The sequence below is a fragment of the Nocardia sp. NPDC004722 genome (genome assembly GCF_053601505.1).
Genome location: NZ_JBSGBY010000777.1, coordinates 1 through 3,365, shown reverse-complemented (window position 1 = coordinate 3,365; position 3,365 = coordinate 1). Strand labels below are relative to the sequence as shown.

The window sequence follows — 3,365 nt, the reverse complement described above, 5'->3', positions numbered from 1 at the left end:
GAAATGTACGGCCTGGTCGAGAATCGGCCCGGCGTGCGCCCCACCACCGCAGACTACGAACGCAACAATGGCCAAAGCAGTGGTCACAAGGGTTTTCCAGATATGCATGGTGACCATGATCGTGCGGGGTCGACGAGATGTAAACACTGCGTCCAGTAACGGAATCTCCAATAACTCCACAATGGAATTCCATTATAGGCTAGCCCTTGCCCGGGAATCTTCGTCCGTGATAGTACCGAGATTGCCAATTCTCGATGCTCAGGAGAATCTTGTGCTTGGAAGAAAATCCGCGGCCACCCTCTCGGCCACCGCCCTGCTGGTTTCCGGTGCCGTCCTGTTCGTCGACGGCGGCCATCGGGCGAGTGCCGCGCCCGCCGCGGCGAATCAGAACTGCACGCTGCTCGTGCCCGCCGACCCGCTGTCCGCCCAGGGGCTCGCCACGCCCTACCAACTCGTCGCCACCGATCCGGCGGCCGGCCCCTGCCACGAGGCCGACCCGAATCAGTCGGCCTTCGTGGAGGCGGCGATCCTGGCCGAGGACGGCACGCTCACCACCTATGACCCGCTGGTCGTCGACCAGGGCACGCAACCGGCCGTCGCGCCGGTGCCCGCGCAGGTGAATCGCGGTGCGACCGTGGGCATCTGGTTCGGCTTCAACGGCGGCACGCTGACCTTGAAAGCGGCCGACGGCGGCGACGGTCTCGCGCGCGGCCACTGCGTCAACGGCCTGCGGCGCGGCTCGGTCTTCGGTCAGTTCGCCTACTGTGACGCGCAGCAGTTCTTCCGCGCCGCCAACCGCCGCATCGGCGAGCACCGGCTCGCCGTACCCGGAATCGGTACGGCCAAGGACGGATTGCCCTGCCCGACCGTCCGCGACTTCGTCGTGGTGGACCAGGACCAGAGCGACAATGTCGTCACGCACTATCTGGCCACGGCCGACGGCCGCACCGCCCAGCTCGACGCCGCCAACACCGCGCAGCTCGCCGGTGCGACCGATCTCGCCAACGGTAGCGACAATCTGCTGCTGAGCCGGTTCATCGACCCCGCGCTGGGCTGCACGCCGTGGATGGTGCCCAACCAATCCGCCGACCGGCAGCCGACTCCCGCCCTCGCGACCGACGAGCTGTCGGCCGCCGCCAACCAGCAGGCCCCGATCGCGCTCGTCCCGCTGACCGACCCGATGACCTTGAACAATGGCGCGACCAGCGCTCTCAAGACCGACCTCTACCGGCAGGGCGTGAACCAGGGACTGGTCCGGGGCCGCGACCGCGACGAGGACGGCGACGGCGCCGATGCCGTCGAAACCGCCGACGCCGCAACCGTTCCCGGCGCCGGAGGCGGCCGGATCACCGCGAACGGACGCACCCACACCGGCGACGACGGTGACGGCGCGACCTACTGCACCAACCTGTTCACCACCGCGAACGGCGTCCAACGCGTCTTCGCCGACGAGCAGCTCTTCGCTGCCGCCCCCTCGGTGGACCCTGCCGCCGCCACCAACCTCTTCACCTTCCTGGCCATGCGCGCGCAGCAGAGTTTCGGAAACCTCAACTGCCAGGCGCTGATCGGGAAACCCAACCCCATCGCCCTCACCACCGACGCGAACGGCGTCGTCACCGCCGCCACCTTCACCCCGGACGGCACCGCGACCACGGCGACCGAAATGCCCTCGCCCACAACAGCATCAGTGACCCCGCAGCCGACGACCGCAGTGCCGACAACCGCAGTGCCGACGACCGCGGCACCGTCACTCACGACGCCGCCGCCCGTGACGACGACACCGCCGCCCCGGACCCGCTCACGGAAGCCGGAGCGCCGCGGCCGGGGCGACAGCCCGACCGCCTCTTTCGGATTGCACTGGTAGCACGGCTTACCGGCAGGGCGGAATGGACGGCTGGGTGGTGGAGGGTGGGACCACCGGCGGCTTCACCGTCGTCGTGACGACGGGCGGACGGGGCGCGGTCGTGGTCGGGTGTGGTGTCGTCGCGACGGACGCCGCCGGGCGCGGTGCGGGTGGATGCGGTGCGGGCGGGCGCGGTGTCGTGGTCACCGGCACGGTGACGTGGGTCGGTGTGACCGGTGATGTCCCCGGCTTCTTGGTGGGTGTCGGAGTCGGCGGTACGCAGCGGCTGGTCGTGGGCGACGGCGACGACGTCACCGCCGGAGTGGTCGTCACCGCCGGAGTGGTCGTCATGGTCGATGTGGTGGTGACCGGAACGGAGGTCACCGGCGGGGTGGTCGGGGTGACGCTCGGCCCGCTGATCACGATGACCGGGGTCGTCGTGGACGGATCCGAAGTGGTCACCGGGGTCGTGACCACCACCGTGGTCACCACGGGCGAGTTCACATCGGCCGGAATGAGCGGCGGCAGTGAGAGATTCGCGCCGCCGCTCAGCGTCACCGACATGCTGGCGCCGGTCGAGGGGTCCGTCGAGGTCACCGTCGTATCGGTCGTGGTGACCGGGGTGTCGGTGGTGGTGACGGGGGTGTCCGTCGTGTCCAGCGGCGTGCTGGTGTCGACCATCGTGATCTGCCCGGCTCCCGGATCCGACGAGGCCGCCGGATCCGTCGAATCACCGGGAACGGGAACATCACTCGGCGTTCCGGAGAGGTCGGAGTTGTCGCTGACACCTCCCGCCGTCGTCGAATCCAGTGGTGTATTCGACTGTTCGGTGGTCGACGACGCCTTGCGATCCCCCACCCGATCGTTGTCCTTCGGCTCCGCGGCGGCCACCGCCGCCACCGTCAGCGTCAGCAGCGCGGTGACCGCGATGACCCGCGGCATGTTCCGGGCCAGCGTGCCACGGGGTTCGACGATGAACGGTGCCGCGGCCGAATCGTCCCGGCCGAGTTCGCTTGGTTCCACGAGAGTGCCTTCTGTTGCGCTGTGAGTCGCCCTGGGATCCGGTCTCAGCCGCTGACGCTGGCCGCGCCGATCTCGAGATGCCCGGTGAATCGTTGCGACCAACTCGAATCCGAGCTGACCGTGACGGTGAAGTCGTACCAACCGTTGTTGTAGGCGATGGCGTTGAAGTAGTCGCTGGTCGACTTGCCCGCCGCCACGGTGTACGTCCACGGCCCGTCGGTGCGGTACTGATTGGCCTTGATGGTGAAGGTGACCGAGGAGGTCCCGGAGTTGGTCATGGCGAACCAGATCGCCAGCTTGCCGGTATTGGGCGCGTTGGAGTACGAGGTGGCCACCGCGACGGTCTTGCCCGGCTTGGTGACATTGCCCTGGAAGCGGCGCAGGAATCGGTTCGGCCCGGTGACCGTCAGGTCGTACGCGCCGTTGCCGTATCCGGTGCCGACCTCGTAGAAGTCACTGGCGGTGCCGCCCGCCCCGACCGTGTACTGCCACGGCCCGC

3 protein-coding genes are annotated in these 3,365 nt (G+C 68.5%); 2 read left to right on the top strand and 1 reads right to left on the bottom strand.

Annotation, left to right across the window (positions count from 1 at the left end):
• Nucleotides 1-271: 271 nt before the first annotated feature.
• A complete protein-coding gene (locus ACWELQ_RS41650; protein WP_452402497.1) occupies nucleotides 272-1,864 on the top strand; it encodes a hypothetical protein in 1,593 nt (530 codons plus the stop codon).
• Between the two features lie 34 nt (nucleotides 1,865-1,898).
• Entirely contained in the window at nucleotides 1,899-2,891 is a 993-nt protein-coding gene (locus ACWELQ_RS41645; RefSeq protein WP_452402496.1) for a hypothetical protein, read from the top strand.
• Nucleotides 2,892-2,910: 19 nt separating this feature from the next.
• Here the strand turns inward: ACWELQ_RS41645 and ACWELQ_RS41640 are convergent.
• A partial coding sequence (locus ACWELQ_RS41640) for a phospholipase domain-containing protein (protein ID WP_452402495.1) occupies nucleotides 2,911-3,365 on the bottom strand: 455 nt, incomplete at its 5' end.